Raw genomic sequence first — 25,788 nt, 5'->3', positions numbered from 1 at the left:
TTGAAGCCGGAAGATAATCCGGCATGACGAAAGGGAACTGCCGTACCGGCAAAAAAGAGGAGAATGACATGAAAATTAGCCGCATCGCAGCCATTGCGTCGGTCCTGTTCGGCCTGGTCCAGGCCGCCGTTGCACAAGAAACACCAAAGGCAATTACCATTGCCACCGAAGGAGCCTACGCGCCCTGGAATTTCACAACAGCCGACGGCAAGCTGGACGGCTTCGAAGTCGATCTCGCCAATGATCTGTGCGGGCGAATGAAGATCGAGTGCAAGATCGTCGCACAGGACTGGGACGGCATGATCCCCGCGCTGACCGTCGGCAAGTTCGACGTGATCATGGCGAGCATGTTCATCACTGAAAAACGTCTGAAGGTCATTGATTTTACCCAGCCATATGCGGTTGACCCCTCAGGTTTCGCGGTCGCCAAGGATAGCGAACTGGGCAAGCTCGGCATTTCCAACGAGCGGTTCAAGCTGGACAATGAAGCCACTTCGCAGGCGGCAATCGACAAGCTCAAGCCATTGCTGAAGGGAAAGATCATTGGAGTTCAGGCTGCAACGGCGAACCTGGAATTCCTGAAAAAATACTTCTCGGACGTCGCCGAGATTCGCGAATACAAGACCACCGAGCAACACGATCTCGATCTTGCCGCGGGTCGCATCGACGCGCTCTTCGCGCAACAGACAGCGCTGGCCGCCACGCTGAGCAAGCCGGAGTTCAGCGACTATACGCTTGCAGGACCAGGATTTGTCGGGGGCCTCTTCGGTCTTGGCTCAGGGGCCGGCATCCGCAAAGAGGACACCAAGCTGAAAGACATGCTCAACGGCGCCATCGACGCCGCGACCGCCGACGGCACGATCAAAACTCTGTCGCTTAAATGGCTCAAGAGCGACGTTACTCCAGTCAAGTAAGCGCTTGCCGGCGAACGGCCATTCCTGACCACGTTCCGGAGCTGAGCCGTTCGTCCTGCCGGGGCATCAATGCCGGGGGCATCAATGCCGGGGGTATCAATGCCGGGGGTATCAATGGTTGACGCATTCCGGCTGCTTGGTTTCCAGCACGGAGGTTGGGGGGCTGCTCTTCTCATGGCGGCCTCGGTCACAGTGCTCCTGTCTGTGCTGGGCTTTGCGCTTGGCGCTGTATTTGGCGGTCTGGCAGCGGCCGGGCGTCTCCGCAACTCCAAAATATTGAGGTTCTTGGCCCTTGGCTATTGCACGGTTTTCAGGGGCGTGCCCGACCTTCTGACCATTTATCTGCTTTACTATGGAGGTAGCGTCGCCCTGACCTCGCTTGGTCATAGCCTGGGCGGGTCCGGATTCGTCGGCGTTCCGGCCTTTGCCACCGGAACCTTGGCGATCGCGATCATCTCGGGCGCCTATCAAGCCGAGGTCTATCGAGGGGCTTACGTCGCCATCAACCAGGGACAGCACGATGCCGCTTGCGCGCTTGGTCTCAACCGGCTGCAGCGGCTGCGACAGGTTATTTTTCCCCAGCTCCTGAGATACGCGCTGCCAGGTCTCGGCAATGTGTGGCAGTTGGTTCTGAAGGACTCCTCGCTGATATCGGTAATCGGCCTCGTTGAACTGATGCGCCAGGCGCAGATCGCTGCAGGTTCGACCCGTGAACCGTTCATCTTCTACATTGCTGCAGCCTTGCTCTATCTGGCTATCGCTTCCGTCACGGGCCACGCCTTTTACCGTCTGGAACGGAAGGCGCCGTGGCGCGTCCGGTCGGCATGATAGATTTCAGTTTTTTCCTCGAAATCCTGCCGAAGCTACTCGCCGGCCTGCCGCTCACGGTGGAACTGGCCCTGACTTCCATCGTTGCCGGCTTCGTTCTTGCCGTCACATTGGCGCTTGCCCAGCAATCGGAATCGCCCTTCGTCGTCTTGCCGATCCGTGGCTTCGTTGCCGTGTTCAGGGGCACGCCTCTGCTGGTGCAGATTTTTCTGACCTATTATGGCCTTGGTCAGTTCCGGCACCAACTGTCGGCAATTGGATTATGGACCGTTTTCCGCGAACCCTACTGGTGCGCAATCATCGCGCTGACCCTCAACACCACCGCCTATGGCAGCGAAATCCTCCGCGGCGCGATTCAATCGGTGCCACGCGGCCTTGTCGAGGCGGCGCGGTCTGTCGGCCTGTCCACCTGTTTGACCTATCGGCACGTTATCCTGCCGCTGGCCTTTCGCCAGGCGCTGCCGAGTTACGGCAATGAAATCATCCTGATGATCAAGGGCACGTCTCTGGCTTCCATCGTGACCTTGATGGAGGTGACTGGAATTGCCCAGGGATTGATCTCCCAGACCTACCGCGCCTTTGAAGTCTTCATTTGCGCGGGCGCCATTTATCTCGCTTTGAACTTCGCGATCATCCGTGCCTTGGCGGCACTCGAATACTGGATGTCGCGGCATCTGCGGCACCGCCCCTCGACGATGAGCGACGCCGCCTCTTGAGCACGATCAGAAGGGCATAGCATGCGAAATTTTGAGAAACCAACGCGCTCGGTCGTCGTTTCACGCGAGGCCATGGCCGCCACCTCTCATCCGTCGGCGACCCTGACGGCGGTGGAGATCGTGGCGGCCGGCGGCAACGCCATGGATGCCGCCATCGCAGCCTGCGCGGTGCAATGTGTCGTCGAGCCAGCCTCGACCGGCATTGGAGGCGACTGCTTCGCTCTTCTGTCGCGAAACGGATCCGGCGAGGTCATCGCCTACAACGGATCGGGCAGGACACCCGCCGCCCTGACAATTGACTGGTTCCTCGAACGTGGCATGGCCGAGGTGGCCCGCAATTCTCCCGGCTCCGTCACCATCCCGGGAGCCATCGATGCCTGGACCAGATTGCACGCTGATCATGGACATATGCGCTTCGATCAAATCCTGGCCCCCGCTATACGTTTCGCCGAGGAAGGCTACGCCATTTCACCGCGGGTCCATCGTGACTGGGCGTTGGAAGAAGAACTTCTGGCCTCCGATGTAGCCGCGAAACGGATTTTCCTGCCAAACGGCCGCGCGCCACGTGTTGGCGAAGTGCATCGCCAGCCTGAGTTGGCTGCAACGCTGCGGCTGATCGCCAAGAAGGGACGAGAGGCCTTCTATACTGGCCCTGTGGCCGACGACATGGTCGCCTATCTTCGTGGGCTCGGCGGATTGCACACACTTGAAGATTTCGCCTCGGCAACAGGCGAATACGTGACCCCGATCAGCACGGCGTTCCGAGGCTGCGATGTGTTCGAATGTCCGCCGAATGGCCAGGGTGTGATCGCGCTGCTCATTCTAAACATCCTGTCGCGCTTCGAAGCGCACGGCGACCCGCAATCCGCGGACCGGCTTCACCTGGAAATCGAAGCAACACGCCTCGCTTACGCCGCGCGTGACCTGCTCGTCGCCGATCCCGACACTTCCGAGGTCCCGGTGGCCGACATGTTGTCGAATGCCTGGGCCGATCGTCTGGCCGGCATGATTGACCTAAAGCGCGCCCGCGCGGACCTGCCGGCGTTTGATATGCCGCTGCACAGCGACACGGTCTATATTTCCGTTGTCGATAAGGACCGCAATGCGGTCAGTTTCATCAACTCGGTCTTCGACAGCTTTGGCTCGGGCCTGGTCTCGCCACGCTCCGGTGTCGTCTTGCACAATCGCGGGCAAAGCTTTTCGCTTGACCCCAGGCACCCCAATGCAGTGGCGCCGAACAAGCGACCTTTGCATACCATCATACCCGGGATGCTTGCGAGAGACGGCCGGGCCGAAATGCCTTTCGGCGTTATGGGCGGCTACTACCAGGCAATGGGCCACGCGCACCTGCTGACGAAGGTGCTCGATTTCGGGATGGATCTGCAGGAGGCGATTGATCTGCCGCGGGTCGCCCCCGTCAGCGGCACCATGAACGTCCAGGCCGAACACGGGCTCGCTGGCGAAACCGTAGCTGAACTTAGCCGACGCGGTTTCGAAATCATTCCCGCCACGGACCCGATCGGCGGTGCGCAGGCCATTCGCATCGATTGGGCAAACGGGACCCTGCTGGGCGGTTCTGAACCGCGCAAGGACGGCTGCGCCCTCGGTCTGTAGAGCGGTTATGGCCAGAGCGAGATGCAAGATGCCGAAGATGCTCTCCATCGACATTTGGCCGAGCAGGAGCCGCTGGCGCCATGGTCCCGATAATTCTTGCAGACCATCGAGAACCCGTTCGGCACGAGGTTGTCACCCATGTCTTAAGTACAATCTGTTACCCATGTCTCCGGGTTGGACAAGGGAGGGGATGGTGCCCAGAGGCGGATTCGAACCACCGACACGCGGATTTTCAGTCCGCTGCTCTACCAACTGAGCTATCTGGGCCTGCTCCGGCGGGCGGCAATCTGCACACCGGGTTCATGAAAGCGCCGTCGGCACCCCTTGAAAGCGCGTGGGTTATAGCACGGGAATCCGGCCTGTCCAGCGCTTAGAGCATGATCCCGAAAAGTGGAATCCGGTTTTCGGAAAAGATCATGCTCAGACAAAACGCCAGAACCTGTTCCGTCCGACAGTGTCCGGATGGAACAAGTTCTGGACATTGATTTCAGGCGGGAAACGACAGGCAGTCCGCAAGGCCGATCATCGGTCACGATCGCGGCTGCGAAACCGTCCCAAGCCTGTGGAAAACCGCAGGTGGACGGTGCTATTTCTGGTCGTCGTTCTGATCCTCGTCGTCGCGGCCCGGGATGACGTAGACCCCCTTCAGCCAGCGGTTGAGGTCGATGTCCTTGCAGCGCGTCGAGCAGAACGGGTAGGTTTCGCGCGCCGATGGCTTGCCGCATTCGGGGCAGGGCCGCTTGGGCCGCAACGGCGTGACCTTGTCGTCCGGGCTCATATCCGCGCACCCGACAGCCAGTTGGCGTGCACCTTAAACCCTTCGCCGCTCAAAAGCGCTACCGTCTCGTAGAGTGGCAGGCCGACGACGTTGGTGTAGGAGCCGACAAGCTTGACGACGAAGGCGCCGGCAAGCCCCTGGACGCCATAGCCGCCGGCCTTGCCGCGCCATTCTCCCGACGCGATGTAGGCCTCGATCTCCTCGCGCGGCAGCCGCTTGAAGCGCACCCTGGTCTCGACCAGCCGCAAGCGCTGCTTGCCGCCAGGTGTGATCAGGCAGATGCCGGAATAGACGCGGTGCGAACGGCCGGACAAAAGCCCAAGGCAGTTGGCGGCGTCGTCGAGCGTCTCGGCCTTGGGCAGGATGCGTCGCCCGACGGCCACCACCGTGTCGGCCGCCAGCACGAAGCTCGGCGCGTAGTCCGTCTCGGTTTTCAGCGAGGCCAGCGCTTTCTCGGCCTTCTGCGTCGCCAGGCGCTTGGCCAGCGAGCGCGGGTGCTCGGCGCGCAGCGGCGTCTCGTCGACATCAGCCGGCAGCACACGGTCCGGCTCGATGCCGGCCTGCTGCAGCAGCTCGATCCGGCGTGGCGAACCCGAGGCAAGCACGAGCTTCTGCAAAATGCCCATCGCGATCCCGGCCGGGTCCTTGAACTTACTTGAAGCGGTAGGTGATGCGGCCCTTGGTCAGGTCGTAGGGCGTCATCTCGACCAGGACCTTGTCGCCGGTCAAAACGCGGATGCGGTTCTTGCGCATGCGGCCGGCCGTATGGGCGATGATTTCATGTTCGTTTTCGAGCTTGACCCTGAACATCGCGTTGGGCAGCAGTTCCGTCACGACACCCGGAAACTCGAGGACTTCTTCCTTCGGCATTCGATACCTTTGCTTGGATGGGTACTTCCAGCGCCCCGGCCGGAAAGTTGCGCGGAACCTATATGATAAACGCCCGCTTGTGAACATGCTTAATCCGCGGCGTTTTCAGCCCCGTTGCCGAGGAAACGGCGGCCGATCCGCGCCTTCAGCCGCTCGCGCACGTCGCGGTAGGCGGCCATGATCTGCTCGCGCGTGCCGCTGACGCCGGTCGGGTCGGGCATCGGCCAATATTCGACCTCGACGGCCAGCGAGCGGGTGAGTTCGAGCGCGATGTGGTGGGCTTCCGGCGCCAGCGTGACGATCAGGTCGAAATAATCGTCCTCGAGGTCATCCATCGTTCTCGGGTGCCGTTCGCCGAGCGACAGCCCTTCTTCGGCCAGCACGGCATCGACGAACGGATCGCGTTCGCCGCCGCGCACTCCCGCCGAGGCGACGAAGGTGGTAGGCGGGAGCACCTTGCGCGCCAGCAATTCGGCCATCGGCGAGCGCACGGCGTTCATGCCGCAGACAAACAGGATCGAGCGGGGCAGGATCTGGCGGGGCAGCGGGGCGGCCAGTTTCAGCCTCGCCAGTGCAGCACGCAAACCAGCGTGAACAGCCGGCGCGCCGTGTCGAAGTCAATCTCGATCTTGCCGGCAAGCCGGTCCATCAGCCTCTGCGAGCCTTCATTGTGCAGGCCGCGCCGGCCCATGTCTATCGCCTCGATATGGCTTGGCGTCGCGGTGCGGATGGCATCGTAATAGCTTTCGCAGATCATGAAGTAGTCCTTGACGATGCGCCGAAGCGGCGTCAGCGACAGGATGTGGGTGACCACGGCTGCGCCGTCCTCGCGCGTCACCGCGAACACCAGCCGGGACTCGGCCAGCGACAGTTTCAGCCGGTATGGCCCGGCGCCGTCGTCATTGACCGGCTGGAAGCGGTTCTCCTCGATCAGGTCGAAGATCGCCACCGCCCGCTCATGCTCGACATCGGGCGTCGAGCGGCCGATCGTCTCGTCGAGCTCGACATCGATCAGCCTGGCGCGGGTTTGGTCGTAGTCGGACATTTCTACATGTTCAGCCGGATGGCGACGGAGCGTCCATGCGCATCGAGGCCTTCCGCCTTGGCGAGCGTGATCGCCGCCGGCGCCAGTGCCCGCAACTGCTCCGGCCCGAGCTTCAGGATCGAAGTGCGCTTGACGAAATCGAGCACCGAAAGCCCGGACGAAAAGCGCGCCGAGCGCGCCGTCGGCAGCACGTGATTGGAGCCGGCGACATAGTCGCCGATGGCTTCCGGCGTGTGGCGGCCGAGAAACACCGCACCGGCATTGCGCATCCGCGCCAGGAACGCCTCTGGGTCGTCGATGGCAAGCTCGACATGTTCGGCCGCGATGCGGTCGACCAGCGGCAGTGCTGCCTCGATCGTCGGCACCAGGATGACGGCGCCGAAATCGCGCCAGCTCGCCGCCGCCGTTTCTCCGCGCGGCAGGTTCTGCAACTGCCGCTCCACCGCCTGTTCGACCGCTGCGCCAAAGGCACGGTCGTCGGTGATCAAGATCGACTGCGCCGACACATCGTGTTCGGCCTGGGCGAGTAGGTCGGCGGCGATCCAGTCCGGATCGTTGCTGCCGTCGGCGACAACCAGCACTTCCGACGGCCCGGCGATCATGTCGATGCCGACCGTGCCGAACACCTGGCGCTTGGCCGCCGCGACATAGGCATTGCCGGGACCGACGATCTTGGCGACGGGCTTTATCGTTTCGGTACCATAGGCAAGGGCCGCGATCGCCTGGGCGCCACCAACGCGGTAGATTTCGGAGACACCGGCAAGATCGGCTGCCACAAGCACCAGCGGCGGCACCTCGCCGCCGGAGGCCGGCACCACCATGGCGATGCGCTCGACGCCGGCGACCTTGGCCGGTACCGCGTTCATCAGCACCGAGCTCGGATAGCTCGCCGTGCCGCCCGGCACGTAGAGCCCGACGGCCTCGATTGCCGTCCAGCGCGAGCCGAGCTCGACGCCGGCGGCATCGGTGTAGCGGTCGTCCTGCGGCAGCTGCCGCTGGTGGTGGGAGCGGATGCGCTCGCGCGCGAATTTCAGCGCCTCGACCGTCTGCGGATCGGCGGCCTCGTAAGCCTTGGCAATGTCGTCCCTGGAGACGGCGATGCCGAGCCTGGCCAGGTCGCCGCCGCCGAATTTCTGCGTGTACCCGACCAGCGCCGCGTCGCCCTCGGCACGCACCTTGGCAATGATCTCGCGCACCACGGCGTCGACATCGGCCGAGACTTCCCGCTTGGTCAGCAGGAACGCGGCAAAGCGCTGCTCGAAATCGGCGTCGGACTGGCGAAGCGTGATGGCCATCGGCTCAAACCCTGTGGACCGGGCGCGACGTCGCTTCCCAGGCGCCGCCGACATCGGCAAGCCGCGCCTCGATGCATTCGACATCGAGCATGATCGTGCCGCCGCCCGAAAAGATCAGCTCGACGATGCCGGCCGGTTTGTCGAGCGCGAGAAAGCTGATCGCCAGCAGTGACAGCACCTCGTCCGGCTTGTCGCGGGCAATGCCGCTGGTCTTGGCGCCGAGCACCCGGTCGAAATGCAGCACGGCCTGCCGCCGCTCATTGTGCTGGCGGAAGAAGCCGGATTTCGCCTCCCAGACGAAGCGGTTCATGGTCAGCACGAAGCGCTTTACCGAAGGCAGGTATTCGAGATCGCTGACCTTCATGACAGCATCCTGGACATGCGCCGAGATGATGCTCAGATCCTGATCGTCGAGCGCGACAAGCTTGAGGCCATTCATGCGGAATTCGCACCTGCGAGTTGATTATTCGACCTTCTGTTAGGCGGTCTTTCCTGCTCGTGCAACCGCGCCGGAGGTCTTGTCCAGGCAATCGCCCCGGTCAGCGCTGCCCCTCATCCCCCTGCCGGGACCTTCTCCCCGTATAGGGACGGGGAGAAGGGGCTGGCCGCAACCTCGGCACCCTCCCGCAACGCTGGAGATTGGCGAAACCCTTCGCGAGGCGTCCCTTCTCCCCGTCCCTATACGGGGAGAAGGTCCCGGCAGGGGGATGAGGGGTAGCGCCGACCTGAGCCTGCTATGGTCACCCCGAAATGCGCTCGATCTCCGCGCCGCAGCCGGACAGCTTTTCCTCCAGCCGCTCGAAGCCGCGGTCGAGATGGTAGACGCGGTTGACCGTGGTTTCGCCTTCGGCTGCAAGGCCGGCAATGACCAGCGACACCGAGGCCCGAAGATCGGTCGCCATGACCGGCGCGCCCTTCAGCTTCGCTACGCCGTCGACGATCGCCGTCTGGCCGGACAGCGTGATGTGGGCGCCTAGCCGGGCGAGTTCCTGGACGTGCATGAAGCGGTTTTCGAAGATCGTCTCGGTGATGCGCGACTTGCCCTTGGCCATCGTCATCAGGCCCATGAACTGCGCCTGAAGATCGGTCGGGAACGCCGGGAAGGGCGCCGTCGTCACATCGACCGGCGAAATGCCGGCGCCGTTGCGCCTGACGCGGATGCCGGAATTAGTCTGCGTGATCTCGGCGCCGGTCTGCGAAATGATGTCTAGCGCCGTCTGCAACAGGTCGGGCCGCGCGCCTTCCAGCACGACGTCGCCGCCGGTCATCGCCACCGCCATCGCATAGGTGCCGGTCTCGATGCGGTCGGGGATCACCCTGACGCGAGCACCCGACAGCGCCTCGACGCCGTCGATGGTGATGGTCGCCGTGCCGGCGCCCGAGATCTTCGCGCCCATGGCGTTGAGGCATTCGGCGAGATTGACGATCTCCGGCTCGCGCGCGGCGTTTTCGAGCACCGTCTCGCCCTTGGCCAGCGAGGCCGCCATCATCAGCACATGGGTGGCGCCGACCGAAACTTTCGGGAACACATAACGGTTGCCGACAAGCCGGCCGTTCCTGGTCTTGGCGATGACGTAGCCGGTGTCGACGTCGATATCGGCGCCCAGTGCCTGCAGGCCTTCGAGGAAGAGGTCAACCGGCCGTGTGCCGATGGCGCAGCCGCCGGGCAGCGACACCTTGGCCTCGCCCATGCGGGCCAGCAGCGGGCCGATCACCCAGAACGACGCCCGCATCTTCGACACCAGCTCGTAAGGCGCCGTCGTGTCGACGATGTTGCGGGCCGAGAAAGTGATGGTGCGCGAATAGCCTTCCTGCTGCTTTTCGCGGCGGCCATTGACCGAATAGTCGACGCCGTGATTGCCGAGGATGCGGATCAGCTGCTCGACATCGGCCAGATGCGGCACGTTTTCCAGCGTCAGCGTGTCATCGGTCAAAAGCGCGGCGATCATCAGCGGCAGCGCAGCGTTTTTCGCGCCCGAGATCGGAATGCTTCCGGCAAGCTTGTTGCCGCCGACAATTCTGATGCGATCCATGAAGAGCGTCCCCTCGGCGCCAAGGCCGGTTTAAATCGGTTGAGTCTGTTGCGGCCATCTAGACCATTGGCCGGCTTGGTTCAAGAAACAGGCTACTCCCCACTTTGGCCCACGCCGACTTGGCCAAAGTACCGGCGACCAACATAGCCGATTCGCGTTAATCTTTTTTCATCACCGCTTGCAGCCCCTCCGGCCGCTTATCGGCGTCGCCAGCGCGCCGCTTGTCGGCGTCGCCGGCTCTTCGTGAGCGCGATTGCGCCTTGCGCTTCTGCAGGTTGGCGCGCAACTGCTCGGCCAGCCGGTCGTTGCGGCCCGTTCCGGCCTTTTTCGCTGAACCATCCTTCTTCGGTGATCCATCCTTGTTCGGAGAAACTGCCTTGCCGTTCATCGTTCTGCCCCCGGCCGGCGACCCGCCGGTGCATATAAAGGGATAGCCAACATTGTGGCACGGCCATGTCCGCAACGATCGCCCGGTGCGGCCTTTCAACCCGTCTTTGTCTTGGCCTTGCGCTTGCCGGTTCGATATGGCAGAAGCCCCGCCATCGGCGGCTGCGGTAGCTCAGTGGTAGAGCACTCCCTTGGTAAGGGAGAGGTCGAGAGTTCAATCCTCTCTCGCAGCACCAGTCTATCCGCACCATGCAGAGCTATGGCCATCGCCGCGCATGACCGACTGAGCAAATAGAGGCTATCAGGGCAGATCGCGACGCATACTGGTTGAATGATACGGAGCCGAGCTGCCCTTGTGCCCGGCTCCGGCTTTGACGGGAGCCTACGCAGCGTCGCCTGTTAGTTGCCGACGTCGTCGCTCCGGAGTCGCTTCACGCACAAAGCGCGAAGGACCAGAGCGGCATCGGCGTAAGTGATCGCCTTTTCGCCGCCGAAAACCAGTGCATTGCCGACAACCTCTAGGACATCGCCCTCGATGCGCCAAGGAAGAATATCGGTGCAGGTCCGCATGCGGCCGAAGACCGAACTGATCGGCACCATCTGGTCCTCAAATTCCACGTGCGGCTCGTCCGTTCCCGGAATCCAGGTTTGGTAAGCTTCCAAGGCATCGTCGAAGGCTCCGTGCAAATGAATCGGAGCATGGCCCTCATGCAGTGCGGGTAAAAGGCGTGTGGTCATCGGTCTCCTCCTGGATCGCGGCAGCCAGCCAATGCTGCCAGGTAACCCCGCATTTCGATGATTGGTCTATGGCCGGATGCGACGGGCGCCTACCCAATAGCCGCAAGTGCCGATGCCCCAATAGAAGGCTTCATCCCGTCCTGAGCGGCGAAATTTCGCCTCGGAGTCAGATGCGTCGTCCGCCTGCGCCTGGTCGGGCGCATAACGTGAAAGCTCCATGGGCGGGAAAAGGGCGCCGATCACGATCCTGATACAGCCCGGAACGGCTTCCAGAAATGTCTGCGTCATCGTCATCTCCTGATCCTGCGAACATGGACGGCGAAAAGTCAGGCACTTGAAGCGGGCAGTATGACCGGCTTCTTAGCAAATGTCTATCAAACTTGTAGACATTGGCTTGTAAGGAGCGAGCCTCTGACGAAATACCATGCGAGCTTGCCTGTGACTACGGTGGATGCTTGATCGCCAAGCTTCCTGCTATCCGCGCCTCGAACGGCCGCAGCTCCCGGTCTCTTGGCACTTTGCGACGGGGATCAGCTCCATCGCGCCTTCCTCGCGAGCGCGACGGATCTTCAGAATGATGATCCGTCCTTCATGAACCTTGGTCGAGCCGCCAACATGCGATCAGGTGCTCGTCGCCAGCTTGGCTGAGGGGCGGTTCGGCTTTCCAGCAATCGGCAACAGCGAGCGAGCAACGGCCGGCGAAGGCGCATCCCTGGCTCAGGCCCGCCGCGATGTCGGCCTGAGAGATGATCTTCGGCGCTGCATCGTCTGAAGACGCCGCCAGCAGCAGTTTGGTATAGGGATGATTGGGTCCGTGAAAAATCTGGTCGGATGAGCCGGTTTCGACCAGGCGGCCGCGGTACAGCACGCCGATCCTGTCGGCCATGTAGCGCACGACCCTGAGATCGTGGCTGATGAACAGATAGGTCGTGTCCTTGTCGCGCTGCAGGTCGTTGAGCAGGTTGAGAACGGTTGCCTGGACGGAAACGTCGAGCGCCGAAGTGGGTTCGTCGAGCACGACGACCTTCGGCACGCCGGCGAAGGCCCGTGCGATGGCCGCCCGTTGCCGCTGGCCGCCGGATAGTGATCGCGACTTCTGCTCGGCTGTGGCGCCGGCAAGGCGAACCGATTGCAGCAAATCGCTGACGCGGGCCTTTATCTCACTGCTGCGCAGGCCGGCGAGCCGGCGCAGCGGGCGGCCGAGTATCCTGCCGATCCGCTTACGCGGATTGAGCGTGCGATCCGGCGACTGGAAAACCATCTGCACATCGCGGCGTTCGCCAATACTTCTCTTCTCGACGCGCGGTGCGACCGTCCTGCCGAACAGCTCGACCGATCCGGCGTCTGGCATCTGTAGGCCGGTGACGATCCTTGCCAGCGTAGACTTGCCGGAACCGGATTCGCCGATCAGCCCGAAGGTCTCGCCGTGGCCGATGTCGAGATCGATATTGCTAAGCACCGGTTGGCTGCCGAAGGCATGGCTGATGCCTTTGCAGGCGATCGCGATTCGGCGTTCTTTGCGCTCGCCGGCCTCTTCATTCTGGACCGCCGAGTGCGATGGCAGGCCGTCCGCCTCCGCCAGTCTTCCATTCCGCTTCGTGTAGTTGAGCGCCGGGATCGAGGCGATCAGCGCCTTCGTATAGGCGTGAGAGGGGTTGTCGAAGACATCGCCGGCGGCGCCGCTTTCGACCACGGTTCCCGACTGCATCACCGCCACCCGGTCGCAGGAGCGGCGGATCATGTTGATGTCGTGGCTGATCAGCAGAATGCTGGTCTTGTGGTCCTTGCGCAGGCCGGAGAGGATGGCGATGATCTCGGACTGGACGCTGGCGTCGAGCGCCGTCGTCGGCTCGTCCAGCACCAGCAGCGACGGGTCGAGCGCAATCGCGATGGCGATGTTGGCGCGCTGCTGCATGCCGCCGGAGAGTTCGTGTGGATAGAGCCCCAGCACCCGTTCCGGATGGCTCACCCGAACGCGCCCGAGCAGTTCGCAGGCCCGCTCGCGCGCCTCGTCACGGCGCACCGGGCGATGCCGCATGATCGTCTCGGTGATCTGGCGACCGATCGTCATGCTTGGGTTGAGGGCCGCGCCCGGGTGCTGGTAGACGGCGGCGATGTGATTTCCCCTGAGTTGGCGCAACTGCTCGGCGGAGAGGTCGCGGATTTCGCGGCCCTGGAACTCCAGCGCTGACGCCGCGATGCGGGCATTCTTCGGCAGATAGCGCAGGATGGCGAGCGCCACCGAGCTTTTCCCCGATCCGGACTCGCCGACAACGCCGAGTGCTTCGCCTTCGCCTATGCGCAGGGAGACGCCACTGACGGCGGGATGCGATCCATTGCGCCCGTCATAGGCGATGGAAAGCTGGTCGACGTTCAGAACCGAGGAGGACATTGGGAGCTTGAAACCACTTTCTTCCAGCGTCGCGATCGAGGGCAATCGCTTCCACTTTTGCAATGCTTTATCTCTATAAAATTACTAGAATTAAGCCGGAGCGCAATCTAACTTTCATGGCTCAAGAGCGATTGTCGCCGCTTGCCGAAGCAGTGCGACAATCTCCGGAGCAGATCTGGAAGGAGACCGGCATGGCTCGAGACCACATGATCCTCAGCGCATTTTTCTTCAACCCGCAGGGCGATCATCGGATGTCGTGGCGCCATCCGCGGGCGCCGGGCCGGGAGGTGCTGGACTTCGAGTTCTACCGTGATCTCGTGCAAGCGGCCGAGCGGGCCAGGATCGACACCATCTTCGTCGCCGACCACGTTTCGATCTGGGATTCGGTCAAGAGCGGTGTCGCCCACTACGCCAATGCCCGCCTTGAGCCATTGACGCTGCTGTCGGCACTGGCCGGCGTGACCAAACACATCGGCCTGATCACCACGGTGTCGAGCTCGTACAGCGAGCCCTACAATGTTGCGCGCATGTTCGCCTCGCTTGACCATATCAGCAAGGGCAGGGCGTCGTGGAACGTCGTCACATCGGCCATGGACGAGGAGGCGCGCAATTTCGGCCGCGACGGCAACATCGAACATGCGTTCCGCTATGAGCGCGCGGCCGAATTCCTCGATATCGTCAAGGCGCTTTGGGACAGCTGGGAAGACGAGGCGCTGCTGATCGACAAGGAGACGGGCTATTTCGCCGATCCCGACAAGGTCCACCCCATCGATCACAAAGGCAAGCACTTCAAGGTGCGCGGGCCGCTCAACGTCTCGCGGCCGCCGCAGGGCCACCCGCTGATCGTCCAGGCCGGCTCGTCCGAGGACGGCAAGAACTTCGCCGCCGCCCAGGCCGACGTGCATTTCGCCATCTACAGCACCAGGGAAGACGGCATCAAATACCGGCAGGACATCAACGAGCGCCTCGCCCGCTATGGCAGGCGGCCGGAGAGCTTCAAGATCCTGCCGGGCATTCTGCCGATTGTCGCCGCTTCCGAGGCGGAAGGCCGCGAAAAACAGGAATACCTCCAGACCCTGTTGCCCGATCAGGTCGGCATCGACCTTCTGTCCAGCTGGAGCGGCATCGATCTCTCCGTCTATCCGCCAGACGGGCCGCTGCCGCCGCTGCCGGACGAGAGCACCTTCAATGGCGGACGGACATCGCTCAACCGGGTCAAGGAATGGTCGAAGCAGAATCTCAGCCTACGCGACATCGCCCGCAAGCTCGCCAACAGCGGTTCGGTGCCGACCGTCGCCGGCACGCCCAAACAGATCGCCGACCAGTTGCAGGACTGGTTCGTTTCAGGCGCCGCCGACGGCTTCAACCTGATGTTCCCGCTGCTGCCCGAGGACTGGGTGAATTTCGCCGAACAGGTGGTGCCGGAGCTGCAGCGCCGCGGCGTGTTCCCGACCGAATACGCGCCGGGAACGCTGCGCGACCGCTTCGGTCTGGCGCGGCCGGCAAACCGCTTCGCCGAGCAGCGCGACAACGCACGCGCCGTGTCCTGACCGGGAGAACGATCATGACCGTCGCGCCAAGATTGCAGCCTCGCGAAGCCACCGCGCCGCAGCTCGTCAATGTCCTGCACAGTCCCAAGCGTGTGCGCGTCAAATTCGGCGGCCGCACGATCGCCGACAGCCGCAACGTGCTGGTGCTGCGCTCCAACCATTTCCTGCCGATCTATTTCTTCCCGCCGTCAGCGGTAGACCCGTCGGTGCTGAAGCCCTCGCTGCATCGCGAACCGCATCCAGTCGGTGGCGAGACGGCCTATTGGGATATCGACAGCGGCGACAGGCGCAGTGCCAACGCGGCGTGGGCGTTCATCTCGCCGCCGGACGAAGCGCTGGCGTCCCTGGCCGGGCGGATCGCCTTCACCTGGAAGGCCGTCGACCAATGGTTCGAGGAGGACGAAGAGGTCTTCGTCCATGCGCGAGACCCTTATGCGCGCATTGATGTGCTGCAAAGCACGAGCCATGTGCAGGTCTGGTTCGACGGCGAGCCGATCGCCGACAGTCACCGCCCGGTGCTTTTGTTCGAGACGCATCTGCCGACGCGTTTCTATCTGCCGGCGGAAGACATCCGACTGGAGCGGCTGACGGCGTCCGTTACAACGACGCGATGTCCCTACAAGGGCATCGCCTCCTACTGGTCGGGGCTGCTGAGCGACGGAACGGTGCGCCCGGACATCGCCTGGAGCTACCGGGAACCAATCGCCGAAATGCCGAAGATCAAAGGCCTCATCGCCTTCTATCCGCAGGCCGTTGACCGCATCCATCTCGACGGCGAACCCGTCGCATAGGTTTTCAATTTTCATTTCAAAGCAGGGTTTAACATGACCAAACGCAGGGATATCGACGCACTTCGCAGCCTGTCGGGGGACATCTGGAATGTCGCCGTCGACGAATATCAGGGCGGCTTTCTCAAGCGCCGCGATCTCCTGAAATACGCCGCACTGCTCGGCCTGACAGGCTTTGCCGCCTCGCAGGGGTTCGGAGCCGCACGCGCCGCGGCCGCCGCCGGCGGCACGGTTCGTGTCGGGCTCGGTCAGCCGACCAAGGCGATCGATCCGGTTTCGGTGACCGATCCGGCCAGCATCGGGGTGATCAGCCAGGTCGGCGAATATCTGATCCTCGACGATCCGAAGGACGGTCTCCAGCCGAAGCTCGCCTTGTCCTGGGAGGCCGACGAGACAGCCAGCCGCTGGACCTTCAAATTGCGGCAAGGGGTGAAATTCCACGATGGCCGCGCCGTCACCGCCAAGGACGTGGTGGCGAGCTTCGAGCGGCTGGTCGATCCCGCCAGCGGCTCGTCGGCGCTCTCAGCCTACAAGGGCATCCTGTCCAAGGGTGGCGCCAAGCTGGTCGATGACGAAACGGTCGCCTTCGATCTGGACGGTCCGAACAGCAATTTCCCTTTCTATGTCTCTTCCGACGTCTATAACGCCGTCATCCTGCCGGCCGACTATGCCGGCGATTTCGAGAAAAATTTCAACGGCACCGGCCCGTTCAAGCTCGAATCCTTCCGTCCCAAGCAAGGCGCCAGCTTCGTGCGCAATCCGGATTACTGGGGCGAGAAGGCACTTCCCGACCGCATCGAGATCAAGTTCTTCGACGACGAGCAGGCGCAGGTGCTGGCGCTGCAGGCCGGCCAGCTCGACGTCATCCCCAGCACGACGCGGTTGGAACTGGCGATCGAGGGCAACCCCAACTTCAAGCTGCTCAGCGTGCAGGCAAGCTCGCATGACCAGGTGCATCTCAGAACCGACCAGGCGCCGTTCACCGACAAGCGCATCCGCCGTGCGCTGGCACTCACCATCGACCGCGAGGCGGTGGTCAAGGGGCTGCTGAAGGGCCGCGCCATCGTCGGCAACGACACCCCGTTCGCGCCGATCTTCCCTTCGGCCGATCCGTCGGTGCCGCAGCGCAAGCACGATATCACGGAAGCCAAGCGGCTGCTTGGCGAGGCTGGCGTGCCGAACGGCTTCGAGGTGACGCTGACCACCGAACGCGCCTATGACATTCCCGACTATGCGGTGATCATCCAGAACTTCGCCAAAAAGATCGGCATCGATGTCAAGCTCAATGTCCTGCCGCAGGACGCCTATTACGGCTCGGCGACCTTCGGCAGCTCGCCTTGGCTGGATTCGGTTCTCGGCATCACCGACTACGGCCATCGCGGCACGCCCGACATCTTCCTCAACGCCACGCTGAAGAGTACGGGAGCCTGGAACGCGGCGCATTTCAACAACCCCGGCTATGATGCGCTGCTGCTCGACTACTCGAAGGCGCGTGACCTCAATGCCCAGCGCCTTGCTGCCGGCAAGATCCAGACGCTTTTGCTTGACGAGACGCCGGCGATCATCAGCTACTTCTCGCAATACAGCCGGATTGTCAGCTCGAAGGTCGAGGGCGTGCGCTTCACCGCAATCTCGCATCTGCTGCTCGATCGCGTTTCCTTCGTCCAGGCATGATCGCGACATGCTGACCGGCCGCATTCTGTCAGCGCGTGTCGGCACTCTCGTCCTCACGCTGTGGCTTGTCAGTGTCCTGGTTTTCTTCGCCGGGCAGGTTTTGCCCGGCGATGTCGGCCGCGTGATGCTCGGGCCGTTTGCCGACGCGCAGGCGGTGGCGGAGCTGAACAAGCGGCTGGGCGCCGACCAGCCAGTTCTCGTCCAGTATTGGCTCTGGTTCAGCAAGGCGGTGTCAGGCGATTTCGGCACCTCGCTTTCGATGCGCGCGCCGGTGGCCCCATTCGTGCTGGAGAGCCTGAAGCGCTCCGCATCCCTTGCCGGCATTATTTTGGTCTTTCTCATTCCGCTCGGGGTTGGCGGCGGTGTCATCGCCGGTCTCAACGCCGGCCGCCTCATCGACCGGCTGATCGTGATGGCGGGCGTCTCCTTCGGCATCGTCCCGGATTTTGTGTCCGGCCTGATGCTGCTCATCGTTTTCGGCCTGTGGCTGAACTGGTTCCCGATCTCAGGCGTTGCGCCGGATAGCGCGGGCTTCTGGACGCAAGGCTATTATCTGATCCTGCCGGCGCTGCCGCTGGTGCTCAATCTTGCCGGCTACATCGCCCGGATGACGCGGGCCGGCGTGATCGAGGCGATGGCCGCCGACTACACACGCACCGCCGTCCTGAAAGGGCTTGAGCGGCGCGAGATCATCCTTCGGCACGTGCTGCGCAATGCGCTGACCCCGACCATCGCGGTGCTGGCGACGCAGACCGGATACATGCTTGGCGGGCTGGTTGTGATCGAAGCGCTGTTCGGCATCCAGGGACTTGGCAATCTGGTTCTGAACGCGGCCAAGGCGCGAGATTTCCCGATGCTTGAAGCGGGGGTGCTGGTGATGGCGGCAATCTTTGTTCTTTCGGCGGCGGCGGGCGACTTCGTGCTGGCCTTGCTCGATCCGCGGCAACGCCGTCGGACCTCGCCATGACGGATCTGACGGAGTTTCCCGCATCACGGCGCGCCGTGGCCGGTTTTCCGGCGGTGCGCAGGATCGGCAGTGCCTTCTCCGGACTGCCCCCATCGGTCGTGATCGGAACGCTGCTGCTACTGTTCTGGGTCGTATGCGCGGTAGCAGGCAATCTTTTCGTTCCGTATGATCCCTATGCCGAGGATTTTCTGGCGATGCTGACGCCGCCCGATGCCTCGCACTGGTTCGGGACCGATCAGCTCGGCCGCGACGTGCTGTCCCGCATTATCGTCGGATCGCGCGATATCCTGCTGGTTGCGCCGCTGGCGACGCTGGTCGGCGTTGCCGCCGGCAGCATCATCGGCCTGGTGCTCGGCTATTTCGATGGCCTCACCGATGCCATCGGCGCGCGGTTGCTCGATACACTGATGGCGTTTCCATTCATCGTTCTCGTCACCATGACGCTGGTGGCGATCGGGCCGTCGAACCTGACGGTCGTCCTGGTGATCGGCATCGCCTATGCGCCGCTGGTGGCGCGCACCGTCCGCGCCGCCGTGCGCGAGCAGAAGCAGCGCGACTATGTCAGCGCCGCCCGGCTTGGCGGCGAAGGCGCGCTCGCCATCATGTTCCTGGAGATATTGCCCAACATCAGGGAGACCATCCTCATCGAGTTCGTCACTCGGCTGGGCTACGCGTTCTTTTCGATCGCGACGCTGAGTTTTCTGGGCCTCGGCATCCAGCCGCCTTCCGCCGATTGGGGGCTAGCCGTCGCCGACGGCTACGGCTTCCTGACCGGCGGTAAATGGTGGGTCGTCGTTTTCAATTCCGGCGCGATCGTTTCACTGGTCATGGCAACGAACCTAATTGCCCAAGGCTTAGGCGCGTTTGAAAATGGTGATGGATGAATGCGAAGCCGTATTGATGGCCTGAGCTTCGGTCTGCTCGCTATACGGACATTGCTACGTCCATTAGCAGAACGGCATTTTTCTCCGCGAGGCCGAAAAATCGGAACGTAGTTCCTTATCTCTATAGATTTTGTCGAATATCGTCTGCCCCGGTTTGGAAATGACCCGATGCGCATGCAGGGTCCGGGAGATTGACGAGTTGGCAAGGCTATCGGTTCTCGGAATATCCGGCGGCGTAAGCACACCATCGCGCACTACCGCGGTGGTCAACGCGCTGGTCAAGGCAGTCGCCTTGCGCGTCCCGGCAGACACCGGCCTGATCGAAATCACCGAGGCGGCGCCTTCGATTTTCGCCGGGCTGTCTCGTCGTGCGCTCGGCGCGTCTGGCGAAGCGATCATCCAGCGTGTCGAGAAGGCCGACCTGCTCGTGGTCGGAACGCCGGTCTATCGGGCGTCCTACACCGGCGCTCTCAAGCACCTGTTCGACCTCGTCGATCATCGTGCACTGACGGGCAAGACCGTGCTTCTCGCGGCAACCGGCGGAAGTCCATACCATGGCCTGGTTCTCGAACATCAGCTCCGGCCATTGTTCGGTTTTTTCGGGGCCGTCACCGTCCCGACCGATGTCTACGGCGCGCCCGACGATTTCGTCGATGCCAAGATCGTCGGCGCGGCGATTATCGAGCGCATCTCACGGGCCGCTACCGAAGCGATTTCCTTGCTTAATTCCAGTCATGCAAATGCTGCCGTCGCCACGCGCGTCGGTTGAAGCCAATCAAAAAGGGGAAACGAAACGAAATGACCTCGAATTCCGACAACGTGAAGTTCGCCTACTGGGTCCCGAACGTTTCGGGCGGCCTTGTCATCTCCAACATCGAGCAGCGGACAGGCTGGGACATCGATTATAACCGCAAGCTCGCCCAGATCGCCGAGGCCAACGGCTTCGACTACGCGCTGAGCCAAATACGCTTCACGGCCGGCTATGGCGCCGACAACCAGCACGAATCCGTCTCGTTCAGCCATGCCTTGCTCGCTGCCACCACAACGCTGAAAGTCATCGCGGCGATCCTGCCCGGCCCATGGAATCCAGCGCTGGCGGCCAAGCAGATAGCCACCATCAATCACCTGACCAATGGCCGTGTCGCCGTCAATGTCGTGAGCGGCTGGTTCCGCGGTGAGTTCGCCGCCATCGGCGAGCTGTGGCTCGACCATGACGAGCGCTATCGCCGCTCGGAGGAATTCATCCGTGCGCTGCGCGGCATCTGGACCGAGGACAATTTCACTCTGAAGGGCGACTTCTATCGCTTTACCAACTACTCGATGAAGCCGAAGCCGATCGATCCGCAGCCGGAGATCTTCCAGGGCGGCTCATCACGCGCGGCGCGCGACATGGCTGCGCGGGTTTCCGACTGGTATTTCACCAACGGCAACACGCCGGAAGAGATCAAGAAGCAGGTTGACGACATCAAGACCAAGGCGAAGGCCAATGGCCACAAGGTCAAGATCGGCGTCAACGCCTTTGCCATCGCTCGCGAAACCGAGGCAGAAGCGCGCATCGTGCTCGACGAGATCATCGCCAAGGCCAATCCGGAGGCGGTGCAGGGTTTCGCCGATCAGGTCAAGAATGCCGGCAAGGCCTCGCCGGAAGGCGAGGGTAACTGGGCGAAATCCTCGTTCGAGGATCTTGTCCAATACAATGACGGCTTCCGCAGCAATCTCATCGGCACGCCGGAACAGATTGCCGAACGCATCCTCAAGCTGAAGGATGCCGGCGCGGATCTGATCCTGCTCGGCTTCCTGCATTTCCAGGAAGAGGTGGAGTTCTTCGGCAAGCGCGTCATCCCTCTGGTGCGCGAACTGGAAGCGGCGCGCGACAGGGAGCTCGTCGCCGCGGAATAGGACAGGCGCGGCCTTCAGGCCGCCGCCCGCACGCCTTCAAAATCAGGGACGTTTCATGATTGGTGCTTCGCTGGGAGCCGCCGCATACGAGCGCGCGCCCGAAATCTCCGGGATTCTTGCTGGTGCTGGTCCCGTCGAGGACACGCGCCCGGCGCGCCTGTCGCCAAAGGCTGATGCGATCCTGGCGCTGGGCGGGATCAGCATTTCTTTTGGTGGCGTCATGGCACTGCGGGATGTCGACCTCGAGGTCAAAAGCCGCGAGATCCGCGCTGTGATCGGTCCCAATGGCGCCGGCAAATCCTCGCTGATCAACATCATCAGCGGCCTCTATCACGCCGATCAGGGCAAGATCGCGATCGATGGCCAGTCCTTCTCCCGGGTGTCGGCAAGCCGTCTGGCACGGCTCGGCGTCGCGCGCACCTTCCAGAACCTGGCACTGTTCGGTGGGCTTTCAGTGCGCGACAACATCGCGTCGGGCCGCGTCCACACCCGGCGCGCCAGCTTTGTCGAACATATCGCCGGTCTACCGCGCGCCCGGCGCGAAGATGCCGCGATCGCTGAAAAGGTCGACCAGACAATCGCCTTCCTGCATCTCGAGGCCGTCGCCGATCGCCTGGTCGCAACGCTGCCCTACGGCCTGCAGAAGCGGGTCGAACTGGCGCGCGCGCTTGTCGCCGAGCCGAAGATCCTGCTGCTCGACGAACCGATGGCCGGCATGACGGCGACCGAGAAGGCCGAGATGGCCGGTTTCGTGCGCGCAGCGCGCGACCGGCACGACGTCACCATCATCCTGATCGAACACGACATCGGGGTGGTCATGGGACTCTCCGACCGCGTCGCCGTGCTCGACTACGGCCGCAAGATCGCCGACGGGACACCGGCCGAGGTCAGGGCCAATCCGGCGGTGATCCGGGCCTATATCGGCACCGCCGAAGGCGAAGATGGCGAGGGCATCTGATGAGCTACTATGATTTCCTCTTCGTCATCGAGGTGCTGGTCGGTGGCTTGCTCTCAGGCGTCATGTATTCGCTCGTCGCCATCGGTTTCGTGCTGATCTACAAGACGTCGGGCGTGCTGAACTTCGCGCAAGGGTCGATGGTGCTGTTCGCCGCACTCACCTTTGTCAGCCTTGTCGAACGCGGCATCCCGTTTGCGCTTTCGCTGCTCGTTACCCTCGCGGTCATGGTTGCGCTGGGCTTCACCATCGAGCGAACTGTGCTGAGGCCGCTGGTCAATCGCTCGCCGATGACGCTGTTCATGGCCACGCTTGGCCTGTCTTACATCATTGAAGGCGCTGCCCAGTTGGTGTGGGGCACGCAGGTGCACGGGCTCGATCTCGGCATCGACGACACGCCGTTCGAGGTCGGCGGTATCTTGATATCGTCGTTCGATCTTCTTGCTGCAGGCATTGCCGCGGCGATGGTCGCCGGCTTGAGCGCATTCTTCTATTGGACCCGCATCGGCCTGGCGTTTCGCGCCGTCGCAGACGACCAGTTCGCGGCGCTCGCCGTCGGGCTGCGGCTGCCCCGGATCTGGGGGACGGTGTGGACGGCCGCGGGGTTCGTGGCACTGGTCGCGGGACTTTTGTGGGGCGCGCGCCTCGGCGTCCAGTTCTCGCTGTCGCTGATCGTGCTGAAGGCGCTGCCGGTGCTGGTGCTTGGCGGCTTCGATTCTATCCTCGGCGCCATCGTCGGCGGCCTCATCATCGGCGCCAGCGAGAAGCTCGCCGAGGTCTACCTCGGACCCTTTGTCGGTGGCGGCATCGAAGGCTGGTTCGCCTATGCGCTGGCGCTGGTCGTCCTGCTGGTGCGCCCCTCCGGCCTGTTTGGCCAGAAGACTGTCGAAAGGGTCTGACCGATGGCCGTGCAAGCGCTCGATGCCGCAAGGCTTCCCATCGACTGGCAGAGGTTAGCTCTGCCCGTCGCCCTGATTGCCGTGGCCTACGGCCTGATCCCCGCCTATGCGTCGAGCTATCTCGTCGAGGCGATCCTGCTGCCGTTCCTTGCGCTCAGCCTGGCGGCGGTCGGCCTCAACCTTTTGACCGGCTATTGCGGCCAGCTTTCGCTGGGCTCCTCCGCCTTCATGGCGGTCGGCGCTTTCGCCGCCTACAATTTCAACCTTCGGGTCGAAGGACTGCCGCTGGCTGCGACCATGATCCTGGCCGGGATTTCAGCCGCCGGCATCGGCGTCGTGTTCGGATTGCCGAGCCTGCGCCTGCGCGGCTTCTATCTCGCCGTCTCAACGCTCGCCGCTCAGTTCTTCGTGCAGTGGGCGCTGACCAAGTTCGGGTGGTTCTCCAACGACAACCCTTCCGGGGTGATCTCGGCGCCGCACCTTGCCGTTGCGGGCTTCTCGCTCGACAGGGCGACGGGCCGCTACCTGCTCTCGGTGACCACGGTCATCGTGCTCACGGCGCTCGTCTGGCGCCTGGTCAACAGCGCGACCGGCCGCAATTTCATCGCCGTGCGCGACAACGAAACCGCCGCGCGGGTGATCGGCGTCCCTGTGCTGAAGACCAAGCTGCTCGCGTTCGCCATCTCGTCCTTCATCATCGGCGTCGCCGGGGTGCTGTGGGCCTTCACCTATCTGCGCACCGTCGAGCCGGCCGGCTTCAATCTCGACCGCTCGTTCCAGATCCTGTTCATCATCATCATCGGCGGGCTGGCCTCGATACGCGGCGCCTTTCTGGGAGCGGCGTTCATCGTCATCTTTCCGCTCATCCTGTCGCGGCTTGGCGCCTTCCTGTTTGGCGGACTGTTCGATTCGGGTGTTCTCGACATGAGCCAGCGCATCGTGCTCGGCGCGCTCATCATCATCTTCCTCATCGCGGAACCGAACGGGCTGTCGGCCCTCTTCGACCGCCTGAAACGACGGATCGGCTCAAGGTCCAGCTGAGCGCCGCTCGACATCCTCTCACGGACCACAACCTCAGGAGACGCAATCCATGACCTTCTTCAGTCACCTCAAGAAAGCGGCGATCGCCACGGCTTTCGTCCTCGGCGCGACGGCGGTCCACGCCGACGAGCAGTATTTTCCCCTGCAGAGCTACCGCGTCGGCCCTTATGCCGCCGGCGGCACCGGCTTCTTCGGCGGCTTCATCGACTATCTCAACCTGATCAACATCCGCGACGGCGGCGTCAACGGCGTCAAACTGACCTGGAGCGAGGGCGAGACGCAGTATGAGGTCGAGAAGGGCGTCGAGGTCTATGAACGATTGAAGAGCAATCCCGGCATCGCCGCCTGGAACCCGCTTTCGGTCGGCATCGCCTATGCCATGATCGACCGCATCACCGATGACAAGGTGCCGCTGATCACCATCAACCACGGCCGCACCGACACCACGGACGGACGCGTGTTCCCTTACGTCTTCCCGCTGCTGCTCAATCCCTACAGCGAGACCTCGGGCATCGTGAACTATATCGCCTCCAAGGAAGGTGGCCTCGACAAGCTCAAGGGCAAGAAGATCGTCGTGCTCTATCACGGCTCGCCCTATGGCAAGGAGACGATTCCGATCTATGAGCTGCTGTCGCAGAAATACGGCTTCGAGCTGTCGCAGATCGAGGTTCCGCATCCAGGCAACGAGCAGCAGGCGCAGTGGCTGACGATCCGTCGCGAGCATCCGGACTATGTGGTGCTGCGCGGCTGGGGCGTGATGAACCCGGTTGCGCTCAAGACCGCGCAGAAGACCGGCTTCCCGGCCGATCACATCGTCGGCAATGTCTGGTCGAATTCGGAAGAGGATGTGATCCCCGCCGGCGATGCCGCCAAGGGCTATACGGCCATCACCACCCAGGCGTCAGGCGAGCAGTATCCGGTAGTCCAGGAGATCGTCAAAACGGTCTACGGCGCCGGCAAAGGCAATCTCGAGGAAAAGAGCCGTATCGGCTCGGTCTACCACAATCTCGGCATCGTCAACGGCATCCTCAATGTCGAGGCGGTCCGCATCGCGCAGACCAAGTTCGGCAACCGCACGCTCACCGGCGACGAAGTCCGCTGGGGCTTCGAGCATCTCAAGCTCGATCCGGCACGCGTCGAGGCGCTGGGCGCCAAGGACCTGTTCCACTCGATCAACGTCTCCTGGGACAATCACGAAGGTGACGGCTACGTGACCTTCCAGCAGTGGGACGGCAAGAAGTGGAACGTCGTCTCCGACTGGATTGCGCCCGACTGGAAGCTGCTGCGTCCGATCATCGAGAAGTCGTCCGAGGCCTATGCCAAGGAAAAGGGCATCAAGATCCGCACGGCCGAAGACGCCGAAGCAGTGGTCAGCAACTGAAGTCCAACAACTCGCGGGCCGGCCCCCGGGCGGGCCCGGGTTTCAGGCGGTTTGGGGGGGGAAGGTGGGCCGGCCCGGAAAAACCCAGCGGTGGGGGGGGGGCGGGGGGGGCCGGGAAAAACGGCGCCACCCCCCCCGGG

The 25,788-nt window shown here is 62.9% G+C and carries 27 protein-coding genes and 2 tRNA genes; 16 read left to right on the top strand and 13 right to left on the bottom strand.

Annotated features, from left to right (window positions below):
* The first annotated feature begins 68 nt into the window (after positions 1-68).
* The 4 genes from NKH67_RS29605 (at position 69) to ggt (ending at position 4,072) form a co-directional block, all read left to right on the top strand.
* Positions 69-914 carry a transporter substrate-binding domain-containing protein gene (locus NKH67_RS29605; protein WP_352470146.1) on the top strand — a complete coding sequence of 282 codons (846 nt, stop codon included), beginning with the start codon at positions 69-71 and terminating at the stop codon, positions 912-914.
* A 114-nt stretch (positions 915-1,028) separates the two neighbouring features.
* Positions 1,029-1,742, top strand: coding sequence for an ABC transporter permease (locus NKH67_RS29600; protein ID WP_353032416.1), 714 nt, complete (start codon positions 1,029-1,031; stop codon positions 1,740-1,742).
* Entirely contained in the window at positions 1,739-2,458 is a 720-nt protein-coding gene (locus NKH67_RS29595; RefSeq protein WP_352772608.1) for an ABC transporter permease, read from the top strand. The genes NKH67_RS29600 and NKH67_RS29595 overlap by 4 nt, the downstream gene beginning before the upstream one ends.
* A gap of 21 nt (positions 2,459-2,479) precedes the next feature.
* A complete protein-coding gene (gene ggt, locus NKH67_RS29590; protein ID WP_353032414.1) occupies positions 2,480-4,072 on the top strand; it encodes a gamma-glutamyltransferase in 1,593 nt (530 codons plus the stop codon).
* 191 nt (positions 4,073-4,263) lie between these two features.
* On the opposite strand, the gene NKH67_RS29585 is transcribed toward ggt, so the two are convergent.
* The 10 genes from NKH67_RS29585 to NKH67_RS29540 all read right to left on the bottom strand — a co-directional run bounded on the left by NKH67_RS29585 (position 4,264) and on the right by NKH67_RS29540 (position 10,481).
* A tRNA-Phe gene (locus NKH67_RS29585) sits at positions 4,264-4,339 on the bottom strand.
* Between the two features lie 319 nt (positions 4,340-4,658).
* Positions 4,659-4,850, bottom strand: coding sequence for a DNA gyrase inhibitor YacG (yacG, locus tag NKH67_RS29580; protein WP_352470149.1), 192 nt, complete (start codon positions 4,848-4,850; stop codon positions 4,659-4,661).
* Complete coding sequence (locus NKH67_RS29575) at positions 4,847-5,476, bottom strand: Maf-like protein (RefSeq protein ID WP_352470150.1); 630 nt, start codon at positions 5,474-5,476, stop codon at positions 4,847-4,849. The genes yacG and NKH67_RS29575 overlap by 4 nt, the downstream gene beginning before the upstream one ends.
* 25 nt (positions 5,477-5,501) lie before the next feature.
* The gene (infA, locus tag NKH67_RS29570; RefSeq protein ID WP_006200926.1) at positions 5,502-5,720 is read right to left on the bottom strand and encodes a translation initiation factor IF-1; all 219 of its coding nucleotides are present in this window, start codon (positions 5,718-5,720) and stop codon (positions 5,502-5,504) included.
* Positions 5,721-5,809: 89 nt separating this feature from the next.
* The gene (locus NKH67_RS29565; RefSeq protein WP_502893829.1) at positions 5,810-6,292 is read right to left on the bottom strand and encodes an arsenate-mycothiol transferase ArsC; all 483 of its coding nucleotides are present in this window, start codon (positions 6,290-6,292) and stop codon (positions 5,810-5,812) included.
* Complete coding sequence (locus NKH67_RS29560; protein ID WP_352685306.1) at positions 6,280-6,765, bottom strand: UPF0262 family protein; 486 nt, start codon at positions 6,763-6,765, stop codon at positions 6,280-6,282. Before NKH67_RS29560 ends, NKH67_RS29565 begins: the two co-directional genes overlap by 13 nt.
* 2 nt (positions 6,766-6,767) lie before the next feature.
* The gene (hisD, locus tag NKH67_RS29555) at positions 6,768-8,060 is read right to left on the bottom strand and encodes a histidinol dehydrogenase (RefSeq protein ID WP_352470152.1); all 1,293 of its coding nucleotides are present in this window, start codon (positions 8,058-8,060) and stop codon (positions 6,768-6,770) included.
* Positions 8,061-8,064: 4 nt separating this feature from the next.
* Positions 8,065-8,499 (bottom strand): DUF2948 family protein, encoded by a 435-nt coding sequence (locus NKH67_RS29550; RefSeq protein ID WP_352488277.1) that lies wholly within the window; start codon positions 8,497-8,499, stop codon positions 8,065-8,067.
* 301 nt (positions 8,500-8,800) lie between these two features.
* Positions 8,801-10,093, bottom strand: a complete 1,293-nt coding sequence (gene murA, locus NKH67_RS29545) for a UDP-N-acetylglucosamine 1-carboxyvinyltransferase (RefSeq protein WP_023677408.1) — start codon at positions 10,091-10,093, stop codon at positions 8,801-8,803.
* A gap of 157 nt (positions 10,094-10,250) precedes the next feature.
* Complete coding sequence (locus NKH67_RS29540; protein ID WP_352685307.1) at positions 10,251-10,481, bottom strand: hypothetical protein; 231 nt, start codon at positions 10,479-10,481, stop codon at positions 10,251-10,253.
* A gap of 160 nt (positions 10,482-10,641) precedes the next feature.
* Between NKH67_RS29540 and NKH67_RS29535 the strand changes: the two genes are divergently transcribed.
* Positions 10,642-10,716, top strand: a tRNA-Thr gene (locus NKH67_RS29535).
* Between the two features lie 163 nt (positions 10,717-10,879).
* On the opposite strand, the gene NKH67_RS29530 is transcribed toward NKH67_RS29535, so the two are convergent.
* The 3 genes from NKH67_RS29530 to NKH67_RS29520 form a co-directional block, all read right to left on the bottom strand.
* Entirely contained in the window at positions 10,880-11,218 is a 339-nt protein-coding gene (locus NKH67_RS29530; RefSeq protein WP_352470155.1) for a BRA0787 family protein, read from the bottom strand.
* 66 nt (positions 11,219-11,284) lie between these two features.
* Complete coding sequence (locus NKH67_RS29525) at positions 11,285-11,512, bottom strand: hypothetical protein (protein WP_352685308.1); 228 nt, start codon at positions 11,510-11,512, stop codon at positions 11,285-11,287.
* Positions 11,513-11,807: 295 nt separating this feature from the next.
* Positions 11,808-13,610, bottom strand: a complete 1,803-nt coding sequence (locus NKH67_RS29520; protein WP_353032411.1) for a dipeptide ABC transporter ATP-binding protein — start codon at positions 13,608-13,610, stop codon at positions 11,808-11,810.
* A 191-nt stretch (positions 13,611-13,801) separates the two neighbouring features.
* Between NKH67_RS29520 and NKH67_RS29515 the strand changes: the two genes are divergently transcribed.
* The 11 genes from NKH67_RS29515 (at position 13,802) to NKH67_RS29465 (ending at position 25,648) form a co-directional block, all read left to right on the top strand.
* Positions 13,802-15,160, top strand: coding sequence for an LLM class flavin-dependent oxidoreductase (locus tag NKH67_RS29515; RefSeq protein WP_352813650.1), 1,359 nt, complete (start codon positions 13,802-13,804; stop codon positions 15,158-15,160).
* Positions 15,161-15,174: 14 nt separating this feature from the next.
* The gene (locus tag NKH67_RS29510; protein WP_352541339.1) at positions 15,175-15,951 is read left to right on the top strand and encodes a DUF427 domain-containing protein; all 777 of its coding nucleotides are present in this window, start codon (positions 15,175-15,177) and stop codon (positions 15,949-15,951) included.
* Between the two features lie 33 nt (positions 15,952-15,984).
* On the top strand, positions 15,985-17,622 hold the full coding sequence (locus NKH67_RS29505; protein ID WP_353032409.1) for an ABC transporter substrate-binding protein: 1,638 nt from the start codon (positions 15,985-15,987) through the stop codon (positions 17,620-17,622).
* Between the two features lie 7 nt (positions 17,623-17,629).
* Positions 17,630-18,589 (top strand): ABC transporter permease, encoded by a 960-nt coding sequence (locus tag NKH67_RS29500; RefSeq protein ID WP_352470162.1) that lies wholly within the window; start codon positions 17,630-17,632, stop codon positions 18,587-18,589.
* Positions 18,586-19,473: an ABC transporter permease gene (locus tag NKH67_RS29495; protein WP_352774736.1), complete on the top strand. Its 888-nt coding sequence runs from the start codon at positions 18,586-18,588 to the stop codon at positions 19,471-19,473. The genes NKH67_RS29500 and NKH67_RS29495 overlap by 4 nt, the downstream gene beginning before the upstream one ends.
* Positions 19,474-19,672: 199 nt before the next feature.
* On the top strand, positions 19,673-20,242 hold the full coding sequence (msuE, locus tag NKH67_RS29490) for an FMN reductase (RefSeq protein WP_352470164.1): 570 nt from the start codon (positions 19,673-19,675) through the stop codon (positions 20,240-20,242).
* 29 nt (positions 20,243-20,271) lie between these two features.
* Positions 20,272-21,372, top strand: coding sequence for a dimethylsulfone monooxygenase SfnG (gene sfnG, locus NKH67_RS29485; protein ID WP_352470165.1), 1,101 nt, complete (start codon positions 20,272-20,274; stop codon positions 21,370-21,372).
* 55 nt (positions 21,373-21,427) lie between these two features.
* Positions 21,428-22,330: an ABC transporter ATP-binding protein gene (locus NKH67_RS29480; protein WP_352470167.1), complete on the top strand. Its 903-nt coding sequence runs from the start codon at positions 21,428-21,430 to the stop codon at positions 22,328-22,330.
* Entirely contained in the window at positions 22,330-23,226 is an 897-nt protein-coding gene (locus NKH67_RS29475) for a branched-chain amino acid ABC transporter permease (RefSeq protein WP_352470168.1), read from the top strand. Before NKH67_RS29480 ends, NKH67_RS29475 begins: the two co-directional genes overlap by 1 nt.
* A gap of 3 nt (positions 23,227-23,229) precedes the next feature.
* The gene (locus NKH67_RS29470) at positions 23,230-24,267 is read left to right on the top strand and encodes a branched-chain amino acid ABC transporter permease (RefSeq protein WP_023722896.1); all 1,038 of its coding nucleotides are present in this window, start codon (positions 23,230-23,232) and stop codon (positions 24,265-24,267) included.
* 49 nt (positions 24,268-24,316) lie between these two features.
* Positions 24,317-25,648: an ABC transporter substrate-binding protein gene (locus NKH67_RS29465; RefSeq protein ID WP_023722897.1), complete on the top strand. Its 1,332-nt coding sequence runs from the start codon at positions 24,317-24,319 to the stop codon at positions 25,646-25,648.
* Positions 25,649-25,788: the final 140 nt, after the last annotated feature.

It is taken from the genome of Mesorhizobium sp. M0968 (assembly GCF_040319065.1).
Taxonomy (GTDB): domain Bacteria; phylum Pseudomonadota; class Alphaproteobacteria; order Rhizobiales; family Rhizobiaceae; genus Mesorhizobium.
This window is presented reverse-complemented; position numbering and strand designations above follow the sequence as displayed.

What these genes read in the sequence shown, in the direction of transcription:
- hisD (WP_352470152.1), bottom strand. Translation starts at nt 8,060, where the DNA reads ATGGCCATCACGCTTCGCCAGTCCGACGCCGATTTCGAGCAGCGCTTT.
- sfnG (WP_352470165.1), top strand. Translation starts at nt 20,272, where the DNA reads ATGACCTCGAATTCCGACAACGTGAAGTTCGCCTACTGGGTCCCGAAC.
- NKH67_RS29480 (WP_352470167.1), top strand. Translation starts at nt 21,428, where the DNA reads ATGATTGGTGCTTCGCTGGGAGCCGCCGCATACGAGCGCGCGCCCGAA.
- NKH67_RS29595 (WP_352772608.1), top strand. Translation starts at nt 1,739, where the DNA reads ATGATAGATTTCAGTTTTTTCCTCGAAATCCTGCCGAAGCTACTCGCC.
- NKH67_RS29550 (WP_352488277.1), bottom strand. Translation starts at nt 8,499, where the DNA reads ATGAATGGCCTCAAGCTTGTCGCGCTCGACGATCAGGATCTGAGCATC.
- NKH67_RS29510 (WP_352541339.1), top strand. Translation starts at nt 15,175, where the DNA reads ATGACCGTCGCGCCAAGATTGCAGCCTCGCGAAGCCACCGCGCCGCAG.
- NKH67_RS29475 (WP_352470168.1), top strand. Translation starts at nt 22,330, where the DNA reads ATGAGCTACTATGATTTCCTCTTCGTCATCGAGGTGCTGGTCGGTGGC.
- NKH67_RS29530 (WP_352470155.1), bottom strand. Translation starts at nt 11,218, where the DNA reads ATGACCACACGCCTTTTACCCGCACTGCATGAGGGCCATGCTCCGATT.
- NKH67_RS29465 (WP_023722897.1), top strand. Translation starts at nt 24,317, where the DNA reads ATGACCTTCTTCAGTCACCTCAAGAAAGCGGCGATCGCCACGGCTTTC.
- NKH67_RS29505 (WP_353032409.1), top strand. Translation starts at nt 15,985, where the DNA reads ATGACCAAACGCAGGGATATCGACGCACTTCGCAGCCTGTCGGGGGAC.
- infA (WP_006200926.1), bottom strand. Translation starts at nt 5,720, where the DNA reads ATGCCGAAGGAAGAAGTCCTCGAGTTTCCGGGTGTCGTGACGGAACTG.
- ggt (WP_353032414.1), top strand. Translation starts at nt 2,480, where the DNA reads ATGCGAAATTTTGAGAAACCAACGCGCTCGGTCGTCGTTTCACGCGAG.
- NKH67_RS29600 (WP_353032416.1), top strand. Translation starts at nt 1,029, where the DNA reads ATGGTTGACGCATTCCGGCTGCTTGGTTTCCAGCACGGAGGTTGGGGG.
- NKH67_RS29500 (WP_352470162.1), top strand. Translation starts at nt 17,630, where the DNA reads ATGCTGACCGGCCGCATTCTGTCAGCGCGTGTCGGCACTCTCGTCCTC.
- NKH67_RS29470 (WP_023722896.1), top strand. Translation starts at nt 23,230, where the DNA reads ATGGCCGTGCAAGCGCTCGATGCCGCAAGGCTTCCCATCGACTGGCAG.
- NKH67_RS29560 (WP_352685306.1), bottom strand. Translation starts at nt 6,765, where the DNA reads ATGTCCGACTACGACCAAACCCGCGCCAGGCTGATCGATGTCGAGCTC.
- NKH67_RS29540 (WP_352685307.1), bottom strand. Translation starts at nt 10,481, where the DNA reads ATGAACGGCAAGGCAGTTTCTCCGAACAAGGATGGATCACCGAAGAAG.
- NKH67_RS29515 (WP_352813650.1), top strand. Translation starts at nt 13,802, where the DNA reads ATGGCTCGAGACCACATGATCCTCAGCGCATTTTTCTTCAACCCGCAG.
- NKH67_RS29575 (WP_352470150.1), bottom strand. Translation starts at nt 5,476, where the DNA reads ATGGGCATTTTGCAGAAGCTCGTGCTTGCCTCGGGTTCGCCACGCCGG.
- NKH67_RS29495 (WP_352774736.1), top strand. Translation starts at nt 18,586, where the DNA reads ATGACGGATCTGACGGAGTTTCCCGCATCACGGCGCGCCGTGGCCGGT.
- NKH67_RS29525 (WP_352685308.1), bottom strand. Translation starts at nt 11,512, where the DNA reads ATGACGATGACGCAGACATTTCTGGAAGCCGTTCCGGGCTGTATCAGG.
- yacG (WP_352470149.1), bottom strand. Translation starts at nt 4,850, where the DNA reads ATGAGCCCGGACGACAAGGTCACGCCGTTGCGGCCCAAGCGGCCCTGC.
- NKH67_RS29520 (WP_353032411.1), bottom strand. Translation starts at nt 13,610, where the DNA reads ATGTCCTCCTCGGTTCTGAACGTCGACCAGCTTTCCATCGCCTATGAC.
- murA (WP_023677408.1), bottom strand. Translation starts at nt 10,093, where the DNA reads ATGGATCGCATCAGAATTGTCGGCGGCAACAAGCTTGCCGGAAGCATT.
- NKH67_RS29605 (WP_352470146.1), top strand. Translation starts at nt 69, where the DNA reads ATGAAAATTAGCCGCATCGCAGCCATTGCGTCGGTCCTGTTCGGCCTG.